Here is a 20,990-nt window from a genome sequence, read left to right on the forward strand (position 1 = left end):
CGAGTGGTCCGGGGTGAGGCGCGTTCCGCGCTTCGCGCAGACGAGGGCCGTCGTCCCCGCCGCCTTCCGTCGTGCCGGCCCGTCAGCAGGCGTGGCGCCGCCCGGCCCCCTCGGCCGTCCGCGTCATCATCCGGCGTACGAGGGGGACGATGCCCCCGGATTCCCCGTCGTGGTGTCCGCGCGCCCGGGGCGGGGTGGTCGTCCGGCGATCGCCCTCCGGTTCCCCGGCGGCGCGGCGGGGGCGTTCCCGCGTGGGTGTTTCCTGCGGTGCGGCTCAACTCCGGTGCCGGGGCGGGCCGGTGGGCCGGGTGGACAGTGCGGGCCGGGCCACGGAGAATCGGGCCGGGCCGCGCCGGCCGTTCCCTGAACCGCGTGACCCCGCGGGGCGGAACCCCGCGGCTCGGACCACTGGAACGGACGGCAGGGGGACTGGACGGCATGGTGAGCGCAGGGTCTTCCGGGGCGCCGGGGCGGACCGCGGCCACGCCGGTGCAGGCGCCCCGGGCAGCCGTGATCGTCTCCTTGGTGATCGCGCTGCTGCTGGCCGCGCTGTCGCTGCTGGTGATGTTCCCGGCCGCCGGGCACCTGCGCTCCCTGCGGGACGGGGAGCTGGTCGAGGCGACGCTGGTCCGGCAGGGCGGGTGCATGGCGGGCAACTGTCAGGTCGAGTTCGAGGCGGCCGGACGGACCGTGGTGGCGGACCTGCCGGTCGGCAGCGGCGCCGGCAAGTCGTCCGTCGGCACGCGGCTGCCCGTCCGGTACCGGGCCGGTGATCCTCGGGTGGTCGCCCTGGACGGCGACGTCGACGGTGGCGGGGCGGCCGTCGGGGCGGTCATGGCGGCCGGCGGCGCCCTGCTCTTCCTGGCCGTGTCGGTCCTGGCGGGTGTCGCCCTGATCCGGCAGCGCCGCCGGGACCCGGAGCCCGGCCGGGCACCTTCGCCGGGCGAGCGGCCGGCCGACGCGTAGCGAGGCCACGGCGACCGCCCGCGACCGGCCCCGCCCGGCCCGGCGACCGCCCGCGACCTGCCCCGCCCGGCCCGGCGACCGCCATGGCCGCGCGGCCGGGGCGGGGCGTCCTCCTCTCGCCCCCGGTCCCGCCGGCAACGGGCGCGGCGGGGCGTTTGGCGTGGGTCCGCGGGGTCACCCGGGAGCCTCCGCACCCAGCGCAGACCGAGAGGACGACGCCGTGAGCACACACAACCCGGAGCCTGGCGGGCGGTCCCGTCAGGGCGAGACCGCGGGGCCGCACGACGAGGACGTGGTGACGATCCTGCTCGATCAGCATGCCCGTATCCGGACCCTCTTCGGTGAGGTGAGGGACTCCCAGGGCGAGCGGAAGCAGGATGCCTTCGACACGCTGCGGGGGCTGCTGGCCGTGCACGAGACCGCCGAGGAGATGGTGTTGCGTCCGGCAGCGAAGAAGACCGCCGGCAAGGAGGAGGCCGAGGCCCGCAACGCCGAGGAGAAGGAAGCCAACAAGGTCCTGGCCGAGCTGGAGAGGCTGGACGTCTCCAGCGCCGAGTTCGACACCCGCTTCTCCCGGTTCGAGCAGGACGTTCTGGCGCACGCGCGGCACGAGGAGATGGAGGAGTTCCCCGCCATCGAGTCGGGCTGCACCCCGGAGCAACGGCGGGCCATGGGCAAGCGGCTGCTCACCGCGGAGCGGACGGCGCCCACGCATCCGCATCCCACGGCCGCCGGCTCGCCGGCCATGCAGTGGACGCTCGGGCCCTTCGCCTCCCTGCTGGACCGGGCTCGGGACGCGTTCGGCACGACCGTGAGGAAGTGAACCGCGCGGGCCTCCTCAGCGGCCGCCCGGTCGGACCGCTTCCGGCCGGGCACCGTCAGGCATGAGGTGCCCTCTCACCGCCGCCACCGAGCCCGGCGCGGTGGCGGCGGTGGTGTCGGAGCGCGCCCGGACGGGGCCGCCTCCCCCTCGCCGCCTCTCGCCGTACCAGCCCCCACGCCGGGGCGCCGGAGGGAGGTCCGGCGAGCAGGAGGAGTACGCGTTCGGCGGGGCGGGCCCGGTTCCGTCAGAGGTGGGATCCGCCGGTGGCGTCGACGACCTGCCCCGTCACCCAGCGGCCGCCGTCGGAGGCGAGGAAGGCGACCACGTCGGCGACGTCCTCGGGCCGGCCCACCCGGCCGAGGACCGAGAGCGCGGCGGCGGACCGCTCGGCGGCCTCGTTGCCGCGCAGCCAGGAGGCGTTGATGTCGGTGTCGACGATGCCGGGGGCGACCGCGTTGACGGTGATGCCGCGACCGCCGAGCGCCTTGGCGAGGGCGAGGGCGACCACCGCGAGCGGAGCGGTGGCCGCCGGCCAGGGCGGGGCGCCGGACGGGGCGGTGGCGGTCGGCGGGACCGCCCCGGCCTGGACGGCGGGGAAGTACCGCGTGGCCGGGAGAGGACGCGGCACTTCCCGGCCGCAGTCACATGATCGGCACGGGGGCACGGGGGCGGACAGGGCCGAACAGTCCCCGCCGGGTCCCGGCCGCGGGGCCCAACGTCCCTCGGGGGCGGGGACGTCGGACGGGAGCGGCCGCTTCGCGGCGGTGTGCGCCGTTTCGACCGGCGAGCAACGGGCGGGGCCCGCCAGGGTCGGGAGAGGCGGGGGCCGCCACCAGCAGGAGAGGCTGGGCCCCGCCACGATCCGGAGGAGCAGGGCCCGCCACCGGCAGGAGAGGCTGGACCCGCCACGATCCGGAGGAGCAGGGCCCGCCACCGGCAGGAGAGGCTGGGCCCGCCACGGTCCGAAGGAGCGGGGCCCGCCACCGGCAGGAGGGACGGGCGCCTCCCCCGGCCGGAGAGGCGGGGCCCGCCACCGGCCGCGGGGGCGGGCCCTCAGCGGATGTCGTCGACCGCGAGGTCGGTGCCGACGACGAGGGTCACCACGCCGGCGGTGGCCTCGGCGTCCTCGCGGGTCTGCGCGCCGGGCAGCCGGCCGGCGAGGACCGCGGCCCGCCGCTCCAGGCCGGGCGGGTAGGTGACCGTGGTGCGTCCGCTCTTCTCGGCGTTGCCGGTGCCGACGACGCCGATCCCGGCCTCGGTCAGCCTCTCGGACACGGCGGCGGCCCGGCCCGGCACGCCGGTGCCGTTGAGGACCTGGACGCGGACCTGGGAGGCGTAGACGGGGTCCTTCGCGTCCTCTTCCACCCGCTTCTTGTCGATCTCCCGGTCCTTGGCGAGCGCGGCGAACACCTCCGCGGCCTGCGGGTACTGCCAGACCACGTTGGCCTTGTCGCCCGGCACGTCCGCCTCGCGCGGGTAGTGGGGCACGGTGAGGAAGGTCAGCCGGTCGCCGGGGATGTCCTTCAGCTCGGAGGCGAGGCCGGACAGGGGCTTGATGCCGGCCAGGGCCTCGTCGGTGGTGAGGGACTTGGTGGCGGACTGGAGGAAGCCGTAGAGGGCGCTCGGGCTGGTCAGCTTGGAGCGCGCCTTGTCGGCGAGGGCCTGCATGAACTCCTGCTGGCGGCCGATGCGTCCGACGTCGGAGCCGTCGCCGACGCCGTAGCGGGCGCGGACGTAGCCGAGGGCCTGCTCGTCGCGGACGGTCTGGCAGCCGGCCTCCAGGTCGAGGTGGGCCTTCTCGTCGTGGATGGCCTGCTCGGGACAGATCTCGATGCCGCCCAGGGCGTTGACCATGCCCTTGAAGCCCTGGAAGTCGACGGACACGAAGTGGTCGATGCGCAGGCCGGTGTTGGCCTCGACGGTCTTGATGGTGCAGGCGGCGGCCCCGGCGACCTCACCGGTGGTGCCGCCGATCGCGAACGACTCGTTGATCTTGAAGTGGTGCGGGTCGGAGGTACTGCCGTCGCCCTTGTCGCAACTGGGTATGCGCACCCAGGAGTCGCGGGGCAGGGAGACCGCCGCGGCCCACTTCCGGTCGGCCGGGATGTGCAGCACCATCAGCGTGTCCGACTGCATGGTGGTCAGGCCCTTGCCGTACTTGGCGTTGTCGCCGTCGCGGCTGTCGGATCCGACGACGAGGATGTTCTTCGAGCCGGGGCTGAGGTTGACGGGGCGGTTCCCGCCGAGTTTGTCGTCGAGGTCGGCGGAGTGGATGTTGTCGTTCAGGTCGTTGTAGACCCAGGCCCCGACACCGGCGACGCCGAGGAGGAGGGCGGAGCACACGCCCGCGCCCCACAGCAGGTACCTGCCCCGCTTGGTCAGCCGGGCCGGTCCGTCTCCCCTGGCAGCGCGCCGCCGCCTTCCGCTACCGCTCACTGAGGTACGTCCCTCTGTCCGGCCTGTCCCAGCCCGCTTCTCGCGTACGGGCGTCCGACGCTCTTTCCGACGAACAAGCGAACTCTACAGTCATGTAGAACGGGGTTGGAGGGGTTGCCGAGGGTGAAGGTGTACGGAAGGACCAGCGGGGGCGACGGGGCGGGGCGCCCTCCGCCGGAGCCGCCGGTCACCCACCGTCACCGGACCCGGCGCCCGGCGCTCCGGGCCGCGCGGCGTCACGGCGGCGCCGGGCCCCGCGGCGTCACGGCGGCGCCGCCGCGGTGTCGTCACAGCGGCGCCGCCGCCTGGAGGACGAAGAACATCGTCACCGCCGAGTTCGCCGACGACATCGCCGACACCGCGGTCCCCGCCGCCGCGGCCCACGCCGCCAGCCCCACCGACGTGAACACCGACCGGAACACCGACGGCCAGGCGCGGGCCGCCGGTGCCGGGCCGAGCAGCGCCGCCACCCGGCGCGGCACCGGGCCCGGGGCGGCCAGCCCGGCCAGCGTCGGCACCGGGGTCCCCGGCGAGACCAGCGCCGCCTTGCCGATCGCGCGGGCCACCACCCGGCGGCTGCCCACCTCCCGTGCCGCCTCCTCGTCGGCCCACCGCTCCGCCGTGTACGCCACCGCCGTGCGCAGCGGGCGCAGGAACGGGTTGGCCAGCGCCGCGAGCCGCACGGCCAGCAGGAACCGGTGGTGCCGGCCGGTGAGGTGGGCCCGCTCGTGCGCGAAGAGCGCCCGCCGCTCGGCGGACTCCAGCTTCTCCAGCAGGGCGGTGGTCACCACCACCCGGTCCCGCCGCCCGCCGGGCAGCGCGTACGCGTACGGCACCCGGTCCGGCAGCACGGCCACGGAGGTGTCCGGGAGCCCGGCCAGCGCGCGCTGCGCCCCGCGCCGTACCCGCCCGTGCCGCCACAGCTCCCGGACCCACGCCACCAGCACCCCGCAGAGCGCGGGTATCGCCGCCTTGCCCGCCACCTCGTCGTAGGGCACCGCCTCGCGCACCTGCGGGTCGGACCAGCCGTCGGGCAGCGGGTTGCCCGGGAGCTGGGCGGTGCCGACCACCATCACCAGCGCGAGGGAGACGGTGCTGCACAGCGCCATCACGGCGGCGACGCCGGTCAGCAGCCGGGTCGCGGTGCGCGGGTGCAGGTGCTGCTCGGCCAGCCGGGCGATGGGCCACGCGGTCAGCGGCAGGACCAGCGGCAGGAAGACGAAGACCCCCATGAGGCGTCAGTCGTCCCCCGGGCCGTGTGCCTGCCCGAGCAGTTCCCGCAGCAGCCGCTCGTCGGCCGGGCCCAGGCCGGTGACGAAGCTGGCCAGCACCGCCTCCCGGTCGCTCTCGGCGTCCAGGACCTTGCGCATCTTCCGTGCCGCCAGGCCCGCCTGGTCCGCCGCGGCCGTCCACGTGAACGACCGGCCCGTACGCTCCCGGCTGACCGCGCCCTTGTCCAGCAGCCGCGTCAGGATCGTGATCACCGTGGTGTACGCCAGGTCGCCGCCGAGGCGCTCCTGCACGCCGCCGGCCGTCTCCGGTGCCTGCGCCTCGCGCAGCGCCGCCAGTACCAGTGCCTCCAGCTCGCCCTGGCCGCGCCGCCGCGGACGCGGGTGATCCGTCACGCCGAGCCTCCTTCCGCCACCGCCCGCCTTCCGGGCGGACATCGTATAGACGCCCGGTTCCCCTCCCCGCCCGCCGCCAGACCCGCGGCCGGCTCCGGCCACATCCTCTACACAAGTGTAGAAGCTAGGCTTCCCGAGCACTTCATGAAGGACAGGACGTCGAGAGAGGGGAACGGAAGAGATGGGTGTCATCGCCTGGCTGGTACTGGGACTGCTCGCCGGGGGGATCGCCAAGCTGCTCCTGCCCGGACGGGACCCCGGCGGCTGCGTCGGGACCACGTTCATCGGGATCGCGGGCGCCTTCCTGGGCGGCTGGCTGTCGGCGCAGTTCCTGGGGCGGCCGGTGCAGCGGGAGTTCTTCGACGCGGCGACGTGGGGTTCGGCGATCGTCGGCGCCCTGGTGCTGCTGATCGGCTACCGCCTGCTGTTCGGCAACTCACGGGACTGAGGCGGCCCCGCCCGGCCCACGCCGTCACCGGCCGGCCGGCGGGCCGGGGGTCTCGGTGGCGGCGGGCACGGTGAGGCTCGGGGAGGGCGTGGGCGCCTCGGGGCCGGAGACGGTGGGGGTGGGGCGGGGGTCCGACTCGGAGGGCACGGGGGCGGGGTCGGACGGAGCGGTGGGCGGGAGGGAGGGGACGGGGGACCGGTCGGACGGGCCCGACGGGGCGGTGGCGGGCGGCGGGGCCAGCGGGACCACGGGCCGGGTGGCCGGCGGTTCGACGGCGCGTTGCAGCGGCAGCGCGACGAGGACCGCGGCGGCAGAGGCCACGGCGGCCCCCGCGAGGGTGCGGAACAGGCGCCGGCGGGCGGCGGCCCGGCGGACCGCCTCGTAACGCCCGGGGGGCGGGGACAGCCGGTCTCCGCCGGGGCGCAGGACGACCAGCAGCGGATCGTCCGGCCCGAACTCCGGGTCGTCGTCACAGCGTGTGGTCAAGGCTCCTCCTCAGGTGGACGCGGAGCAGTTCGCGGGCCGCGTGGAGGTCGGCCTTGACGGTCCCTTCCTTGCGCCCGGTCAGCGCGGACACCTCCCGGATCGGCATGTCAGCGTAGTAGTGGAGGAGGATCGGCACGCGCAGCCGCTCGGGCAGGGACTGCACGAGGAGCCGCACCGACGGGTCGGCCGGCTCGGTGTGCGGGCGCACGGCCGCCTCCACGGTGACCCGGCGGACGGCGCGCCGCTCGCGTTCCAGCTTGCGCCAGTGGTCGCGGACCAGGTTGGCGGCGGTGACGTAGAGGAAGCCGCGGGGCTCCTCCACGGACGTCCAGCGGGCCCAGAGCCGGGTGAACGCCTCCGAGGCGATCTCGTGGGCCGTCTCGTCGTCGTCGACCAGCCGGCGGCACCAGCCGGCCAGGCGTGGGTAGAGGACGCCGAACAGCTCGGACGCCTCCGTGTCACGGGACCGTTTCACCGTCTCAGCGCCCTCCGGGGTCGTCGTCGGGCGCGCCGGACGCGGGGGGCGGGGCGGGGTCGTCGTCCGGTGCCGTGAGCACGGCGAAGACGATCACGTTGTCACGGTAGCCGTCGCCGGAACGGGGGCCTCCGCAGGTGACCAGCCGCAGCTCGGGGCGGTCGACGTCGCCGTAGACGTCGTCGGTCGGGAACCGCGACCTGCGCACCGTACGGACCTCGGTGACGGCGAAGGGGGCGGTGGTGCCGTTCTCCAGGCGGGCCAGGACCCGGTCGCCGGGGCGCAGCCGGTCCAGCCGGCGGAAGACGCCGTCGCCGTGGCGGCCGACGGTGACGTGGCCGAGCAGGACCGAGGGCCCGGTCTGGCCGGGGGTCGGCGAGTGCCGGTACCAGCCGGCCGGGTCGCGCGCGGTGAGCGGCGGGACCTCCACCGTGCCGTCCGGGTTGAGCCCGAGCCGGGTCACGGGGGTGTCGACGCCGATCGCCGGGATGCTCAGGCCGACCGGCACGGACCGCGCGAGGGGCCGCGCCGGGGGCCCGGCGGCCGTCACCGGCGGCGCCGCCGTACGGGCGTGGGGCGCGGGGGCGCCGGAACCGGCGCAGCCGGCGAGCAGCGCGGCCAGGGCGAGGGCGGCGAGGGCCCGCCCGGAGAACGGGGTCACGCGCCGGTCGCCCGCCGGCGCCGTACGACGTAGACGGAGGCGCCGGCCGCGAGGAGCGCCACGGCTCCCGTGCCGGCGGCACCCGCGCCGGTCCAGGAGGCGTCCCGCGCCACGGCGCCGGTGTCGGGGGCGCCCTCGGGGACGGCGGAGACCTGGCCCTCCCGGGCGGGCTCCTCGGCCACGGCCGGGGAGCTGACGGACGGCACCGGCGTGGGCTCGGCCGGGGCGGGGGCCGGGTCGGCGGGGGCCAGGGTGGGTGAGGGGACCGGGGTGGGGGCCGAGTCGTCGGCGAGGGCGGGGGCGGTGGCGGCCACGACGGCGGCGCACGCGAGGGCGGCGGCGGACAGCAGGGTTCGGCGCATCGGATCGCTCTCTCTCGGGGTCGGCCCGCCCGGTCTCGACGACCGGACGGGTCCACGGAATCGAGCGGAGAGACGACCCGCGCCCGGCCCGGGTTGTAAAGAGAGGGCAAAGCCGTGGGCGGCCCGCGCGGTCGCCGGGACCGGGAGCGGTCACCGGCCGGGGCCGGGAGCGGTCACCGGCCGGGGCCGGGAGCGGTCACCGGGGCCAGGTCCGGGACCGGGACGCACGAAGGGCCCGCACCGTGCGGTGCGGGCCCTTCGTCGCGATTCACCCGTGCATTACGCGGGGGTGATGTTCTCCGCCTGCGGGCCCTTCTGGCCCTGCGTGACGTCGAAGTTCACCCGCTGGCCCTCCTGGAGCTCGCGGTAGCCCTGGGTGGCGATGTTCGAGTAGTGGGCGAAGACGTCGGCGCCGCCGCCGTCCTGCTCGATGAAACCGAAGCCCTTTTCGGCGTTGAACCACTTCACGGTACCGGTGGCCATGTCATTGACTCCTATAGCAATGCCGGAGACCCGCACTGTGCGGACCTTCCCATCGCTGCGATGATCACCCGCCCGGAAACCCGGTAACGCACACGGCAACCACAACTGCAACTACCCACGACCCTAACACCGTCGGAGCCCGCCCATTTCACCGGCGACCGGGAGGAATAATCACCCGGAATAACACCCGGCGAATCTCCCGGAAACACCGGCTCCCACGGCCCGTGAATATCTCCCCCGCCCGGGACAGATATTCATCCGTCGCCGTTCCGCCCGGCCGCCGCGCGCAGTTCCTCGTTGGCGCGCAGGGCCGCGTCCAGCTCGTCCTCCAGCCCGACGATGCGGCAGGCGGCCTCGACCGGCGTGCCCTGGTCGACCAGTTCCCGGGCTCGGGCGGCGCGGCGCAACTGGCGGCGCGAATAACGGCGGTGACCGCCCTCCGACCGCATCGGGCTGATCAGGCGCGCCTCACCGAGGGCACGGAGGAATCCGGGCGTGGCACCGATCAGTTCGGCGGCCCGGCCCATCGTGTACGCCGGGTAATCGTCGTCGTCGAGCCGGTCGGCGGCCTGCGGCCGACCTTCGGCGCTCAGCCTGCTCTCCGGGGGCATGCATACCTTCCCGCGGACCGCTGGGGACACGGCCCGCCGCGGGGAATCCTCTTCCCCCGCACCAGAATTCTAGTCGCGCCCCCCACATACCTCCTCCGGCGAACACAGGTACCCCTCCACACGACCCCCACGCCCACCTCGCCGAGCCCGCTCGGTCCGCCTCCGCGGCGGAGGGGGACCGAGCGGGCGGGGCGGGGCCGGTCAGGGGGTCGCCGGGGCGGGGCCCACCAGTTCGGTCAGGACGTCCTCCATGGTGACGAAGCCCAGGACGGCGCCGCTCTCGCCGGTGACGGCGGCCAGGTGGCTGTCCTCGGCGCGCAGGGCGGTGAGCGTGTCGTCGAGGGGGGTGTCGATGCCGACCCGGGTGACGCGGTGCAGCGCGGCGCGCGGGAAGGGCCGGTCGCGCTCGGTCAGGCCCAGCGTGTCCTTGACGTGGAGGTAGCCGAGGACGGTGCCGCCGGGGCCGGTGACCGGGAAACGGGAGTAGCCCGCCTCCGCGGCGAGGCGTTCCAGGCCGGCCGGGGTGATGGTGTGCGGGGCGGTGCGCATCCGGGGGACGGGGACGAGGATCTCGCCGACCGGGCGGGTGCCCAGTTCCAGCGCGTCGCGCAGGCGTTCCCCGTCGGCCGGGCTGAGCAGTCCGGCCTCGCTGGCGTCGACGACCATGCGGGCGAGCTGGTGGTCGGTGAAGACCGACTCGACCTCGTCCTTCGGCTCCACCCGCATCAGCTTGAGCAGGGTGTTGGCGAAGGCGTTGATGCCGAAGACGACCGGCCGCAGCGCCCGGGTGAGGGCGACCAGCGGCGGGCCGAGGAGCAGCGCGGTGGGCGCGGGGGCGGCCAGCGCGATGTTCTTCGGGATCATCTCGCCGATGAGCATGTGCAGGTAGGTCGCCAGGATCAGGGCGATGGCGAAGGCGACCGGGTGCACCAGCCCCTGCGGCATGCGCACGGCGGCGAAGACCGGCTCCATGAGGTGGGCGATGGCCGGTTCCGCGACCGCGCCGAGCACCAGCGAGGAGACGGTGATGCCGAGCTGGGCGGTGGCCATCATCGCGGAGAGGTGTTCCAGGCCCCACAGGGTCATGCGGGCCCGCTTGTCGCCCTCCTTGGCGCGCGGCTCGATCTGGCTGCGGCGTACGGATATCAGGGCGAACTCGCCGCCCACGAAGAAGGCGTTGGTCACCAGCGTCAGGGCGCCGATGAGGAGCTGCACGGCGGTCATCGGGCCGCCTCCGGCTCGCGGCGGGCGGCGGGTGCGGCCTGCGGGGCGGGCACGGTGGCGCCGCCCGGCGCCTCGGGGGCGTCGGGCGCGGCCGGGGCGGGCGCGGTGACCCGGACCCGCTGGGCGCGGTGGTGGTCGACGCCGAGGACCTCCAGGCGCCAGCCGTCCAGGGTGACGGCGTCGCCCACGGCGGGGATGCGGGCGAGGTGGGTGGCGACCAGCCCGGCCACGGTCTCGTACGGGCCGTCCGGCGCGGTCAGGCCGGTGCGGGCCAGCAGGTCGAGGCGGAGCGAGCCGTCGGCCACCCAGGCCGGCGGGGCGTCCCCGGCGGCGGGGACGGGCACGAGGTCGGGGGTCTCGGCGGGGTCGTGCTCGTCGCGGACCTCGCCGACGACCTCCTCGACGATGTCCTCGACGGTCGCCACACCGGCGGTGCCGCCGTACTCGTCGATGACGACGGCCATGGTGCGGCCGGCCCGCATCCGCTCCAGGAGCCGGTCGGCGGGCAGGCTGTCGGGCACCAGCAGCGGCGCGGTGGCCAGTTCGGTGACCGGGGTGGCCGCGCGCCGCTCGGGCTCCAGCGCCAGGACGTCGCGGATGTGGACGGTGCCGATGACCTCGTCCAGCGTGCCCCGGTAGACGGGGAAGCGGGAGCGGCCGGTGGCGTGGCTGAGGTTGGCGGCGTCGGCGGCGGTGGCGTGGGCCTCCAGGGCCTTGACGTCCACGCGCGGGGTCATGACGTTCTCCGCGGTCAGTTCGCCCAGGTGCAGGGTCCGCACGAAGAGTTCGGCGGAGTCGGCCTCCAGGGCGCCGAGGGCGGCCGAGTGCTGGGCGAGGGCGACCAGTTCCTCGGGGCTGCGGGCGGAGGCCAGTTCCTCGGCCGGTTCGAGGCCGAAGCGGCGTACGACGCGGTTGGCCGTGTCGTTGAGGTGGTGGATGAAGGGCCCGAAGGCGGCGGTGAAGCCGCGCTGGGGGCCGGCGACGACCTTGGCGACGGCCAGCGGGCGCGAGATCGCCCAGTTCTTGGGGACCAGTTCGCCGACGACCATGAGCACCACGGTGGAGACGGCGACGCCGAGCACGGTGGCGACGGTGGGCGCGGCGCCGTCCAGTCCGAGCGCGGTCAGCGGGCCGCGGAGCAGGACGGCGAGGGACGGTTCGGCGAGCATGCCGATGACCAGGGAGGTCACGGTGATGCCGAGCTGGGCGCCGGAGAGCTGGAGGGTCAGCCCGCGGACGGCCCTGAGCGCGCCCTCGGCGCCGCGCTCGCCGGACTCGGCGGCGCGTTCGAGGTCACCGCGCTCGACGGTGGTCAGGGAGAACTCGGCGGCGACGAAGACGGCGCAGGCGAGTGTGAGGAGGAGGGCCAGCAGGAGCAGCAGGACCTCGGTCACCGTGCCACCCCGCTTCCCTCACGCACGGTGCGTACGGGGCACGTGGACGGTGCGGGTGACGGGCCGGCCGCGTCGCGGCCGGTACTGGGAGGCTCCATTACGGAACGGGGCTCCTATCGAGGTCGGCGGGGGGCCGGTGGGACCGGCCGCCCGAGGACGGTCCCCACCATGGTAAAGGACGTGCAAAGGGAGGTGACCGGGTCTTTCGTCCCGACTTCCGCACGGCGATTTTCGGCCTTTCCCGGGCCGGAGGGCCGCCCGGCGGGGGACACCGGCCGGGAGCGCGCCGACGGTGGATCTTCCCGCCCCTATGCTTCTACCCGCTTGCGCGGAACCGCCGGTGACCTGCCGACGTTCCCCGTACGCGCTGCACGGACGCACTCGTCGGAGATGAAGGAGTGAGCGCCGCGATGGTGTTCAAACGGCTGCTCGGTTCGCTCGGCGTGGGCGGGCCCACGGTGGACACGGTCCTCGATCCGGTCGCGGTCCGGCCGGGCGGCGCGCTGTCGGGCCGGGTCCACCTGGTCGGCGGGGCGTCCGACGTCGAGATCGAGCACGTCACGCTGGAACTGGTGGCGCGGGTGGAGGCCGAGCACGCGGGCGGGGAGGGCGAGGGCGTGGTCGCCTTCGACCGGCACGTGGTCGCGGGCGCCTTCCGGCTGGCGGCGGAGGAGCGCCGCGAGCTGCCCTTCACGCTGGTGCTGCCCTGGGAGACGCCGGTGACCGAGCTGTACGGGCAGCCGCTCGGCATCGTGCTCGGCGTGCGCACCGAGCTGGCGGTGGCCGGCGCCCGCGACAAGGGCGACCTGGACCCGCTGACGGTGACGCCGCTGCCGGCCCAGGAGGCGATCCTGGAGGCCCTCGGCCAACTGGGCTTCGGCTTCCGCTCGGCGGACCTGGAGTACGGCCGGATCGGCGGCACGGGGCAGCAGCTCCCCTTCTACCAGGAGATCGAGCTGAGCCCGGCCCCGCGCTACGCCCACCAGGTCGAGGAGATCGAGCTGACCTTCCTCGCCACGCCCGGCGGGCTGGAGATCGTCCTGGAGGCGGACAAGCGCGGCGGCCTCTTCTCCGACGGGCACGACGCGCTCAGCCGCTTCACGGTCCCGCACGAGGAGGCCGCCCCGCAGGACTGGAACGCCCTGGTCGACGGCTGGATCCGCCAGCTCGTCGAGCACCGCGCCGCCTACGGTTCGCACGCGGTCTACGGCCACGAGGCGGGCCACGGCCACGACGGCGGGCACGCGCCCCGCTCCGGCCCCGGCATCGGCACCGCCGTCGCGGCGGGCGCGGCGGGGCTCGCGGTCGGCGTCGTGGGCGGGATGGTGGCCGCCGAGGTGATCGACGAGGTCGGCGACTTCTTCGAGGACGACGCCGGTGACGGCGAGGACGGCGAGTGAGCGGCGCCCGTGACGGGAAAGCCGACCTGATAACTTCTACAGAACTGTAGATTTCGTCACGCCCCGGTGAACCACCTCTCGACCTCACGGAGTTCTCATGGCCCTCTGGGATCGCCTCAAGGAATCCGCATCGCAGATGCAGAACCAGCTCGTCGCGAAGAAGAACGACCTCAAGAGCGGCGCCTTCCGCGACGCGAGCATGGCGATGTGCGCGCTGGTCGCCGCCGCCGACGGCTCCGTCGACCCCTCGGAGCGCCAGCGGGTGGCGCAGCTCATCGCGAGCAACGAGGTGCTGCAGAACTTCCCGGCCGACGACCTGCGCCGCCGCTTCGAGGGTTATCTGGACAAGCTGACCGCCGACTTCGACTTCGGCAAGGTCAGCATCCTCCAGGAGATCGCCAAGACGAAGAAGAAGCCCGCCGAGGCGCGCGCGGTGGTGCAGATCGGCATCGTCATCGGCGGCGCCGACGGCGACTTCGACCAGACCGAGCGGGCCGTGGTGCGCGAGGCGTGCTTCGCGCTCGACCTGCCGCCGCACGAGTTCGACCTCTGAGCCGCCCCCGGGCGGCCCTCCGGTCGCGGGCCCGGCCGGAGGACGGCCGGGCCCGCGACCGGCCTCTTCCGGCCCGCGGCCGGTCGACCGCCGGCCCCTGTCTGCCGTAGATTCCGTGCGGGCCCGCGGGTGCGGGCCCGGACCGCCTGCCACCCGGGGAGCGTCGTGTTCGGACTGAGCGAACTCGCGATCATTCTCATCGTCGTCATCGCCGTGCTCGCCGCGAAGAAGCTCCCCGAGCTGGCCCGCTCGGCGGGCAAGTCGGCGCGCATCCTCAAGTCGGAGGCGCGCGCCCTCAAGGAGGAGCAGGGCGCTCCGGCGGCCCCGGCCCCGGCTCCGGCCCCGGCTCCGGCCCCGGCCGAGCCGGACGGCACGGCCGCGCCCCGGGTGATCCAGGGCGAGGTCGTCGACCGGGACGAGCGGCGCCCCGGCGCGGAGCCCTCCCGGGACTGACGGCCACCCCCGGGGCCGCGGCCGACCCCTGGACCTGCACGGACCGGCGATCCGGACATACCGGGAGCTTTCTCTCCGTTTCGGGTACATAATCAGAACATGAGTACGGCGATGTATGTGCTGCAGGCCGCTCCCGACGCGCTCGCGATGACCGGGGCGTTCGTCGGTGGTCTGGTGATCGTGGGTGCGTTGATCCTGGCCGTGCGGATCGGCATGCGGGTCATGGACCAGGAGCCGGCCCGGCCGCGCTCCGACGAGCAGCCCACGCTCCCGCCCACCGGCGCCGTCCGCGAGGAACGCGAGATGCGGGAGCCCGACGAGATCCCGCTGACGACGGACGGGAGCCCACGGCTGATGCCGTACCAGCTCCACCACTCCGGCAGCAGACGGGGCGCCGACCAGACGCGGCGGCGCTGGCTGCCCGGGTCGAGCGGTGCCTTCGGCAGCGGCGGACCGGGACACGTGTGACCCCCGGCGACCCCCGGCGATACCGCCGGCGCACCCCGGGTGCCCCAGGGGCCGGGGGCGGGGGGCGTACGCGCGCCTCCTGACGCGGCCGGCCGAGCGGGACCACGACGGGCGCCCTGCCGTCCCGAACCCACACGACGAGCCGTCCGGACCCGGCCCCGGCGAGTGGCCCGGGGCCCCGTTAAATCCGTCGAACCCCGCCCGGCCCCCGTGTTACGGTCGCTCCGCTCCGTTCGTTTTCCCTGCTCTGGGCCTTCCGTGCCCTGGAAAAGAGACTTTGTGCCCCGGCCCGCGCCGAGCGCGCCTCGCAGCACCGCCTGACCGGCCCCGTCCTCGACGCCGTCCCCCGCGGACGGTGACCGGACGCCGCCGCGCGGTGCCCTGATCCCTCGCCGAGGCGCTCGGCCTGCTCTTGCTGTCACGCAGACTTCCTCAGCAAGGAGCCCCCGGGTGTCCCACCCTCACGACCCCCGCGCCGCCACGTTCGCCTGCGCATGGTGCGGCCTGGCGGTGTCCTCCGTCGCCGACGACGGCGTCCCGCGCAACCACTGCCCCTCCTGCCTGCACTCCCGGCACGTCCTCGACCACGTCGAGGGCGGGCCCAGCGACTGCGAGGGCCGGATGCCGCCGCTCTCCATCGCCGTACCGCGCACGGGCGACTGGCGGGTCATCCACCGCTGCGTGCGCTGCGACGAGCTGACCTCCAGCCCCGTCCACGCCGACGACAACCGGCTCGTCCTGATGCGCATGGCCGTACGGCCCCTCGCCCAGCCCCCGTTCCCGCTCGAAGCCTTCGGCGACCTCTGAACCGGAAGGAGAAGGACCCCGCCATGCCGAGACGAGCGAGGAACCCGCGCCGGCGTGCCCAGGCCGCCCGGCGTCCGCAGCGGCCCAAGGACGTCCTCCACGGCCAGGGACGGCACCGGACGCACGCCTTCCGCTGTGTGGGCTGCCGCCTGGACGTGTCCCCGGACGCGCCGGGCACCACCCACCGCAACCACTGCCCGAACTGCCTGGCCAGCCTGCACGTCGACCGCCGGGTGCCCGGCGACCGGGCGGCGGACTGCCGGGGCCGGATGGAGGCGCTGAGCATGTCGGTCCGGCCCGACGGCGAGTGGATGATCATCCACGAGTGCCGCGCGTGCGGTGGGCTGAGCGCCAACCGGATCGCCGGCGACGACAACCCGCTGGTCCTCATCCGCCTGGTGCTCAGGCCGCTGAGGGACACCGGCCTCGCCCGGAGCGCCCTGCGCTCCCTGTGACGCGGCCCCCGGGGGGCGGTGACCGGACACGGCCCACCGCGGCGGATTCCAGGGATCGTCGCAACACCGGTGAGTGTTGCGACGATCTCAGGAGGTCCGGGTGAGGGCCTGGACGAGCTGATCGACGGTGGGCACGCCTGCGAGGCCGCCCGGCGTCGAGTAGACGCGGCAGGTCAGACCGTATGTATCGGAGGCGGCGGGGAACGGATCCTGGCCGTTGATGTGAATCGTGGGAGAGCCGGGGAAGTGCGCTGCCTGGGCTTCCTCGTCCGTTTCGACGGCGCGGAGCTTCACGTCCAGGTCGGAGCGGCCTGCGGCGGCGAGTGCCGCGGTGAGGTGCTCCTGAGCGACGGTCCAGTTCGGGCAGCCCGCGAAGTAAAGCAGCTCAATGTCCACGCGACCATGATGCCTCTGGCTCTGGCCGGGGTGTCGAGCAGGCGTGCGAGCCGCTGAGCCGGGGGCTCGGCATCCCGGGCTGCGGGAGTTCATCCGGAACCACCCGGACTGGCTCCATGGACCGCCTTCCCCGACCGGCCGGAGCTGCACGGGGTGCCCGAGACCGCTCGGCCGCGATCTTTCCCCACGGTTGCCTTCTCCCACAGGGCGAGGAACCTCCGCGGGAGGGACGTGGGACCGGCCCCCGTCGGGGCGGGGACTTCCGCGGGAGGGACGGGGTGCCGGGAGGCGGGGGCGGCGGGCCGGCTCTTCGCGGGTACGGGCGCGCCCGCGCGGTGAGCGGTCCGCGCGGGCGCGCCGCCGGGCGCCGGAGGCCGGGGCGTCGCCGCCCCGGCGGGCGCCCGGCCCGGGTCAGGAGCGGGCGGCGTCGCGGCGCCGGGTGGCGACGACGATCGCCATACCGCCGATGAGCAGCACGGCGGCGCCGATGGCGACCGGGCCGGTGTTGCTGTCGGCGCCGGTCTCCGCGAGGTTTCCGCCGCTCCCGTGGGCGGTGACGTCCGGGCCGGCGGCCGGCTGGGAGGCCGAGGCGGACGGGGTGCCGGCGGGGGTCCCGGAAGGCGCCCCGGCCGACGGTGTGGCGCTCTCGGGGGTGTCCGACGGCGCGGCGGGCGCCGGCTCCGGGGTCTCCGGGGTCTCCGGGGTCTCCGGGGTGCCCGGGGCCGGCGCCCCGGTCGTCTCGCCGGCCGGGGTCGTGCAGTCCCTGGTGCCGCCGTTCCAGGCCGCGATCAGCTTGTCCTTGATGACCGGGCGGTCCGGGCCCTTGGGCAGTTCGCCGTGCTCGAAGCCGTCGTCCGCACCGATCCTGCCGTCGAAGCGGACGGCGCCCCGGTACAGGTCGATCTGGGCGAAGCAGCCCGCGTCCGGCACGGCGATGTCCAGGGTGCCGGTCTCGCCCGGCTCGACCGTCGCCGTGTCGAAGTCGACGAAGACCTGCTCGCCGGAGGTGGCGAAGGTCGGGCCGTGGGCGAGGAACGAGGAGAGCGAGGCGGTGCAGGAAGCGGCGCCCCGGGCCGCGCGGACCCGGATGTGGACCTTGCCGTCCTCGGTGGGCCGCAGGCTCCGGTCGTCGACCTGGACCGAGTCGCGGAAGTCGGTGCCGTCCAGCGAGAACTGGCAGCGGTCCTCCCCGGTGGCCGTCCCCGCGCCGCTGCCCGGCTTGTAGGAGCCGCCCTTGTTCCAGCCGTCGCCGCCGGGCGTGCCGTGGGCGAAGGCGCCCGAGGCCCCGGCGACGGAGGCGGCGCACAGGGCGAGGCTCACGGCGCCCGTCCCCAGCAGGCGGCGCATGGTGACACGTCGTGCTATCGACATGCGGGTCCCATCTTGGCGTGTGCTGCACCCGGGTGACGGCGGCAGGGCAGCGACCGAGCGCGCGCCGGCCGTACCGGGGTGAGTGAGTGAGAAGGACTGGGCCCCACGATCACTCGGGCCACAGTGGGAGCCATCGTGGTCCTGCCGCCGAATACTGTCAACTCGCGATTATTTCAAGGTAGTTCTTGACCGCTCACAGCTTCGTCACACAGGGAACGCTCGCTTCCGCACGGTGACGCGCCCTGACGTTCCGTCGCCGGGGGAGGCGGCGGCCGGGGCGCTCTCACGGTCGCGGCGACGGGAGGCCGGGCTCACCCGGACGGGCCCCCGCGCTGGTGACGGCGCGGGGCCGGTGGTGCCGTGGAGGGGCCGTGACCGCACGGCCGCCCCGGCTCCCCTGGAGGCTCCCCCGATGCTGACCGCCCCGGCCGCCCGCCGCCGACTCGCCGCCCGTGCGTCCACCGCCGCCCTGCTCCTCGCGGCGAGCGCCTGCGCGGCCCCGGGCGCGGAGGCGGGACGCCCGCCCGGCACCGCCCCGGCCGGGCCACCGTCCGCGGTTCCGTCCGCCCCGCCGGCCGCCCCGCCCGTGCTGACCACCGCGCAGGCGCGCGCCGCGCTGATCACCGACGCCGACCTGGGCGAGCCCTGGCGACCCACGCGGGGCGCCGCGACCTGGCGGGACACCCTGCTGAAGGCCACCGCCGACCACCCGGACTGCGGGCGCCTCCTGGACGCCCTCTACACCGAGGACCTCTTCGGCACGGCCCCGCGCGCGACGGCCGCCCTGGACGGCGGGGAGGAGGCGTACGCGTACGCGGGTGAGGACGACTCGGGCGACGCGGGCGACGGGGCCGGGGAGGGTGAGGCCGGGGAGAGGGACGAGGACGGGAGCGGCGTGGGCGACGGGGGCGGCGCGGGTGACGGGAGCGGCGCGGGTGACGGGGCTCAGCTCCACTACCGGATCGTCTCCGCCCCCGAGGCCGGTCTCGACAGGACCCTGGACTGGCTCGGCACGCTGCCCGGCACCTGCGGCCGGTTCACCGCCCGGGGGGCGAAGGACGCCGCCCGCGAGGTCCGGGTGGAACCGGCGCCGGTACCCGAGGCGGGGGACGCCCGGCGGGGCCTGCGGATCACGGTGAGCGCACCGGCGGCTGACGCCGGCGCACCGGACGTCCTCGTCGTGGACCTCGTCGCCGTACGGGTCGGCGAGGACGCGATCAGCCTCACCCACGGCGCGCGGGGCGTGCCGGACGAGGAGGCGACCCGTACCGCCGTGGAGACCGGCGCGGAACGCCTGACGGAGATCCGCCGCCAGGGCCGCGCACAGGTCTAGCGACCTCGCCGCCGGAGCCGGGCGCGGGTCCGGGAACATCCGCCGCCGGAGCCGGGCGCGGTCTGGGGACCCCTCGTGCCCTGCCGGTGTCCGTCACGCGTCCCGGTGGAGGCGGTGCCGGTGGGCGACCACGTCGTGGGCGACGTCGCTCCTCGCTCGTCCCGCGGCGCCGCCGCCCGACTGCCCGGCACGGGGCCGCGAAACGGCCGGGGGGCCACGACCGAGGGGCCACGACCGGAGGGACCGCACCCGCCCGGGGGGCCACTGCCGGAGCAGCGGCCGGGGGACCACTGCTGGAGGGACCACTGCCGGAGGAACGGCGGCGGCTAGAGCGGCGGTTGCGCGGGCGCGGGGCCGAGGGTGGTGGTGCCGGGGGCGGTGCGGTGGCCGAGGCCGGTGCGGTAGGCGTCGAGGGCCGCCTCCACCCGGCCGGTACGGCGCAGCAGGTCGCCCAGGAGCCGGCACAGGTCGGCGAGGTCCCCGGCGGCACCGGCGCGCTCCAGCAGGCTCAGCGCCCGTACGTAGTGCTCCTCGGCGGCCTCCGTGTCCCGGGCGTCCTCGGCGATGATGCCGAGCAGCCGGTGGGCGCCCGCGGAGTGCACCGCGCCGCGTTCGGAGGACAGGTCGTCCAGCACACCGCGCAGGAGCCCGGCGGCCTCCTCGGACTTGCCGCGCCGGTGGAGGACGTCGGCCAGTTCGACGGCGACCTGGCTGCTGTAGAGGGCGGCGCGGGTCGCGGAGTGCATGCCCAGCGCCTCACGCAACTCCTCCTCAGCACGCTGGAGTTCTCCGTTCTGGGCGTAGACGTAGCCGCGCATCCAGTGGCAGTTGGCCAGCTCCGTGCGCAACTGGAGCGTGCGGTACAGCTCGGCCGCCTTGGCCAGCGAGGCGTCGGCGTCGGCGAGCCGGCCCTCGGCGAGCAGCGTGCGGGCGACGGACCGGTGCATGCGCGCCACCAGCGCCGGGTCACCGGCCCGGGGCGCGAGCGCGAGGGCGTACTCGGCGGCCTTGGCGGCCCGCGCGTGCGCGCCCATGTCCATGTAGGGGCCGATGACGCTGGCGTAGAGCAGCAGCAGTGCGTCGGGATCGTGCAGCCCGCCGCGGTTCAGCTCGTCGAGCGCCGACTCCAGCAGGTAGACGGCGTAGCGGAGTTCGCCGGCGAGGTAGTGGGTGACAGCCCGGCCGCGCAACGCCGGGACCCGGGCCGGCAGCGGGGCGTCCGCCAGACACGCCTCCGCCCGCTCGAAGTGTTCGTGGGCGGCGTCCAGTTCGCCGGTGTCCACGGCGCACTCGCCGAGCCCGAGCAGCGCGGCGGCCCGCTCCTCGTCGAGGTGGTACGCCTCCGCCTCCGCGAGCAGCCCGCCGTACAGCTCCGCCGCCCGCGCCGCGTCCCCGGCGGCCAGCGTGCGCTGCGCCTCGGTGAGCCGGAGCCGCAGATCGGTGGCGAGCCGGGCGGGGCGTCCGGTGACCAGTTCCTCGTAACCGACGCCGAGCCGCTCGGCGATGTGCCGCAGGGCGTCGTCCGACGGCCGGACCCGGCCGGCCTCCAGGGTGGAGATGTACGCGGGCGTGTACGCCGGTTCCGCGAGCTGGCGCTGCGTCATCCCGCGCTCCACCCGCAACCGCTGCACCCGTCGCCCGATGGTGCCCCGGTCGTCACGGTCCCCCACTGCCAACTCCCCCTGTGCCTCTTGCCGTTAGGCTCCGACGGCCCTAGGTTAAACCGCGAATTAAGCGCGCTTAACAGCGCTTGACACGAT

The 20,990-nt window shown here is 75.4% G+C and carries 24 protein-coding genes and 1 pseudogene; 10 read left to right on the forward strand and 15 right to left on the reverse strand.

What is annotated here, in order from left to right; all coding sequences use genetic code 11:
- Positions 1–510: 510 nt before the first annotated feature.
- Together VM636_RS14640 and VM636_RS14645 are read left to right on the forward strand one after the other, a co-directional pair.
- On the forward strand, positions 511–966 hold the full coding sequence (locus tag VM636_RS14640) for a DUF3592 domain-containing protein (protein WP_234312858.1): 456 nt from the start codon (positions 511–513) through the stop codon (positions 964–966).
- Between the two features lie 220 nt (positions 967–1,186).
- Positions 1,187–1,789, forward strand: a complete 603-nt coding sequence (locus VM636_RS14645) for a hemerythrin domain-containing protein (protein ID WP_078962553.1) — start codon at positions 1,187–1,189, stop codon at positions 1,787–1,789.
- Between the two features lie 244 nt (positions 1,790–2,033).
- Here the strand turns inward: VM636_RS14645 and VM636_RS14650 are convergent.
- The 4 genes and pseudogenes from VM636_RS14650 to VM636_RS14665 form a co-directional block, all read right to left on the reverse strand.
- Positions 2,034–2,288 (reverse strand): annotated as a pseudogene (locus VM636_RS14650) (SDR family oxidoreductase); the annotation flags it as partial.
- A gap of 554 nt (positions 2,289–2,842) precedes the next feature.
- Positions 2,843–4,150 (reverse strand): LCP family protein, encoded by a 1,308-nt coding sequence (locus tag VM636_RS14655; protein ID WP_338486379.1) that lies wholly within the window; start codon positions 4,148–4,150, stop codon positions 2,843–2,845.
- 362 nt (positions 4,151–4,512) lie between these two features.
- On the reverse strand, positions 4,513–5,457 hold the full coding sequence (locus tag VM636_RS14660; protein ID WP_053912988.1) for a M56 family metallopeptidase: 945 nt from the start codon (positions 5,455–5,457) through the stop codon (positions 4,513–4,515).
- 6 nt (positions 5,458–5,463) lie between these two features.
- Positions 5,464–5,850: a BlaI/MecI/CopY family transcriptional regulator gene (locus VM636_RS14665; RefSeq protein ID WP_030423357.1), complete on the reverse strand. Its 387-nt coding sequence runs from the start codon at positions 5,848–5,850 to the stop codon at positions 5,464–5,466.
- A 181-nt stretch (positions 5,851–6,031) separates the two neighbouring features.
- Between VM636_RS14665 and VM636_RS14670 the strand changes: the two genes are divergently transcribed.
- Positions 6,032–6,298, forward strand: coding sequence for a GlsB/YeaQ/YmgE family stress response membrane protein (locus VM636_RS14670; RefSeq protein ID WP_030423358.1), 267 nt, complete (start codon positions 6,032–6,034; stop codon positions 6,296–6,298).
- Positions 6,299–6,322: 24 nt separating this feature from the next.
- Here VM636_RS14670 and VM636_RS14675 read toward each other — a convergent pair whose 3' ends face one another.
- The 8 genes from VM636_RS14675 to VM636_RS14710 all read right to left on the reverse strand — a co-directional run bounded on the left by VM636_RS14675 (position 6,323) and on the right by VM636_RS14710 (position 11,994).
- Positions 6,323–6,784 (reverse strand): hypothetical protein, encoded by a 462-nt coding sequence (locus VM636_RS14675; protein ID WP_053912989.1) that lies wholly within the window; start codon positions 6,782–6,784, stop codon positions 6,323–6,325.
- Positions 6,768–7,259, reverse strand: a complete 492-nt coding sequence (locus VM636_RS14680; protein WP_030421022.1) for an RNA polymerase sigma factor — start codon at positions 7,257–7,259, stop codon at positions 6,768–6,770. The genes VM636_RS14675 and VM636_RS14680 overlap by 17 nt, the downstream gene beginning before the upstream one ends.
- Before the next feature lie 4 nt (positions 7,260–7,263).
- Positions 7,264–7,920: a class F sortase gene (locus VM636_RS14685; RefSeq protein ID WP_078962554.1), complete on the reverse strand. Its 657-nt coding sequence runs from the start codon at positions 7,918–7,920 to the stop codon at positions 7,264–7,266.
- Entirely contained in the window at positions 7,917–8,282 is a 366-nt protein-coding gene (locus VM636_RS14690; RefSeq protein WP_030421024.1) for a hypothetical protein, read from the reverse strand. Before VM636_RS14690 ends, VM636_RS14685 begins: the two co-directional genes overlap by 4 nt.
- Positions 8,283–8,561: 279 nt before the next feature.
- On the reverse strand, positions 8,562–8,765 hold the full coding sequence (locus VM636_RS14695; RefSeq protein WP_030421025.1) for a cold-shock protein: 204 nt from the start codon (positions 8,763–8,765) through the stop codon (positions 8,562–8,564).
- A gap of 254 nt (positions 8,766–9,019) precedes the next feature.
- Positions 9,020–9,376, reverse strand: coding sequence for a MerR family transcriptional regulator (locus VM636_RS14700; RefSeq protein ID WP_338484751.1), 357 nt, complete (start codon positions 9,374–9,376; stop codon positions 9,020–9,022).
- Between the two features lie 201 nt (positions 9,377–9,577).
- A complete protein-coding gene (locus VM636_RS14705; RefSeq protein WP_030421027.1) occupies positions 9,578–10,600 on the reverse strand; it encodes a hemolysin family protein in 1,023 nt (340 codons plus the stop codon).
- Positions 10,597–11,994, reverse strand: a complete 1,398-nt coding sequence (locus tag VM636_RS14710; RefSeq protein WP_078962555.1) for a hemolysin family protein — start codon at positions 11,992–11,994, stop codon at positions 10,597–10,599. The genes VM636_RS14705 and VM636_RS14710 overlap by 4 nt, the downstream gene beginning before the upstream one ends.
- Positions 11,995–12,404: 410 nt before the next feature.
- Between VM636_RS14710 and VM636_RS14715 the strand changes: the two genes are divergently transcribed.
- The 6 genes from VM636_RS14715 (at position 12,405) to VM636_RS14740 (ending at position 16,130) form a co-directional block, all read left to right on the forward strand.
- Positions 12,405–13,394 carry a sporulation protein gene (locus VM636_RS14715; RefSeq protein ID WP_338484754.1) on the forward strand — a complete coding sequence of 330 codons (990 nt, stop codon included), beginning with the start codon at positions 12,405–12,407 and terminating at the stop codon, positions 13,392–13,394.
- A gap of 97 nt (positions 13,395–13,491) precedes the next feature.
- Positions 13,492–13,947 carry a TerB family tellurite resistance protein gene (locus VM636_RS14720; protein ID WP_030421030.1) on the forward strand — a complete coding sequence of 152 codons (456 nt, stop codon included), beginning with the start codon at positions 13,492–13,494 and terminating at the stop codon, positions 13,945–13,947.
- A 165-nt stretch (positions 13,948–14,112) separates the two neighbouring features.
- Positions 14,113–14,400, forward strand: coding sequence for a twin-arginine translocase TatA/TatE family subunit (locus VM636_RS14725; protein ID WP_338484756.1), 288 nt, complete (start codon positions 14,113–14,115; stop codon positions 14,398–14,400).
- Positions 14,401–14,499: 99 nt separating this feature from the next.
- Entirely contained in the window at positions 14,500–14,868 is a 369-nt protein-coding gene (locus VM636_RS14730; protein WP_030421032.1) for a DUF6479 family protein, read from the forward strand.
- 450 nt (positions 14,869–15,318) lie between these two features.
- Positions 15,319–15,675: an RNHCP domain-containing protein gene (locus VM636_RS14735; protein ID WP_053912991.1), complete on the forward strand. Its 357-nt coding sequence runs from the start codon at positions 15,319–15,321 to the stop codon at positions 15,673–15,675.
- 23 nt (positions 15,676–15,698) lie between these two features.
- A complete protein-coding gene (locus tag VM636_RS14740; RefSeq protein WP_338484758.1) occupies positions 15,699–16,130 on the forward strand; it encodes an RNHCP domain-containing protein in 432 nt (143 codons plus the stop codon).
- Positions 16,131–16,217: 87 nt separating this feature from the next.
- On the opposite strand, the gene VM636_RS14745 is transcribed toward VM636_RS14740, so the two are convergent.
- Together VM636_RS14745 and VM636_RS14750 are read right to left on the reverse strand one after the other, a co-directional pair.
- Positions 16,218–16,526: a thioredoxin family protein gene (locus VM636_RS14745; RefSeq protein WP_338484760.1), complete on the reverse strand. Its 309-nt coding sequence runs from the start codon at positions 16,524–16,526 to the stop codon at positions 16,218–16,220.
- Positions 16,527–16,937: 411 nt separating this feature from the next.
- Positions 16,938–17,897 (reverse strand): LAETG motif-containing sortase-dependent surface protein, encoded by a 960-nt coding sequence (locus VM636_RS14750; RefSeq protein ID WP_338484762.1) that lies wholly within the window; start codon positions 17,895–17,897, stop codon positions 16,938–16,940.
- 412 nt (positions 17,898–18,309) lie between these two features.
- On the opposite strand from VM636_RS14750, the gene VM636_RS14755 reads away from it, so the two are divergent.
- Positions 18,310–19,230: a hypothetical protein gene (locus tag VM636_RS14755; RefSeq protein WP_338484764.1), complete on the forward strand. Its 921-nt coding sequence runs from the start codon at positions 18,310–18,312 to the stop codon at positions 19,228–19,230.
- Positions 19,231–19,556: 326 nt separating this feature from the next.
- On the opposite strand, the gene VM636_RS14760 is transcribed toward VM636_RS14755, so the two are convergent.
- Entirely contained in the window at positions 19,557–20,900 is a 1,344-nt protein-coding gene (locus VM636_RS14760) for a helix-turn-helix transcriptional regulator (protein WP_030421038.1), read from the reverse strand.
- Positions 20,901–20,990 lie beyond the last annotated feature (90 nt).

The sequence above is a fragment of the Streptomyces sp. SCSIO 75703 genome, assembly GCF_036607905.1.
GTDB lineage: Bacteria > Actinomycetota > Actinomycetes > Streptomycetales > Streptomycetaceae > Streptomyces.